This is a genomic window from Stenotrophomonas sp. 05L44_2 (assembly GCF_056665995.1).
In genome coordinates this window covers 1-1,419 of the sequence record NZ_JBFTNR010000899.1, presented here as the reverse complement: position 1 = coordinate 1,419, position 1,419 = coordinate 1, and the positions used below count along the sequence as shown (strand labels likewise).

Sequence of the window (1,419 nt, the reverse complement as noted above, 5' to 3'; positions counted from 1 at the left end):
CACCATCGAAGCGGCCAGTGCCAAGGATGCGCAGGCACGTACCCGTTATGCCTCGCAGCTGCAGTCGCTGAAGAACAACCGCAAGCGTGCTGCCGGTGAGCTGGAAGGGCTGCTGCGCAGCGATGCCAAGGCCCAGCGTGCGGCCGACGAGCAGGCGATGCTGGCCGCCACCGACCGCAAGTACCAGGGCGACATCAAGGCGCTGCTGGCCAACCTGTCGCAGGGCGCGGCGGTGGGCGAGCGCGACCTGCTGCTGGAACAGATGGCCAGCCAGAGCCAGCTGCTGCGCTCGGCGTTGCTGCTGGAACGCCTGCGCATTGAATCGGCCAAGCCGGATGCGCAGCGCGAGACCGGCTACCAGCAGCGCGACCAGGCGATGATCGAGGGCGTGCTGAAGCAGGTGCAGCGCCGCTATGCACCCGAGGTCGAGAAGGCGCTGCTGACCACCCTGTTGACGCGCTACCAGCAGCTGCCGGATGCGCAGCGCGTGGCCGAGTTCGACACGGCCTTCGGCCGTACCCCGGCACAGCTGGCGCAGGCGCTGGACACGCTGTATGCCGGCACCCAGCTGGGTGACGAAGCGCAGCGCCTGTCCCGCTTCGCCGCTGCCCGCGAAGGCAAGGCGCTGGCCGCCGATCCGCTGATTGCCGTGGCCGGCCCGCTGGTGGCCGCGCAGCTGCGCATCGAAAACGAGAGCAAGACCCGCGAAGGCGAACAGCTGCGCCTGCGCCCGGCCTACATGCAGGCCTTGTTCGCCTGGCGTGCCAAGCAGGGCCGTGCGGTGTACCCGGATGCCAACCGCACCCTGCGCATCAGCTACGGCAAGGTGGAAGCGCTGCACCCGCGTGATGGCGTGACCTATTCGCCGGTGACCACCGTGGCCGGCATCGTCGAAAAGAACACCAACGCCTATCCGTTCGATGCCCCCAAGCCGCTGCTGGCCGCGATTGCCAAGGGCGACTTCGGCAGCACCGCCGACCCCGCGCTGAAGACCCAGACGGTCAACTTCCTGACCAACCTGGACACCACCGGCGGCAACTCCGGCTCGCCGGTGCTCAACGCCAAGGGCGAACTGATCGGCCTGAACTTCGACAGCAACTGGGAGTCGGTCAGTGCCAGCTGGTGGTTCGACCCCCGCTACAAGCGCGCCGTGCACGTGGACATGCGCTACCTGCGCTGGCTGCTGGCCAAGGTCTACCCGGCACCTGAACTGCTGAAGGAAATGGGCGTTCCGGCGGAATAACGCCGGTTCCCGGTAGGCGCCCACGATCTCCCGGCAGGTGCCCACCGTCTTCCGGTAGGTCCCCACTGTCTTCCGGCAGGTGCCCACCGTTTCCTGGTAGGTGCCCACCTTTCCCTCTGGTGGGTGCCCACCGTTGGTGGGCACGGACGCCTCTGCCACGACCAACGGTCATGACC

1 protein-coding gene is annotated in these 1,419 nt (G+C 67.8%); it reads left to right on the top strand.

Translation table 11 applies throughout. From position 1 onward, the window contains the following. Positions 1-1,243 (top strand): S46 family peptidase (locus AC1VAN_RS21790; RefSeq protein WP_480986740.1); only part of this gene is annotated, 1,243 nt, incomplete at its 5' end. Positions 1,244-1,419 lie beyond the last annotated feature (176 nt).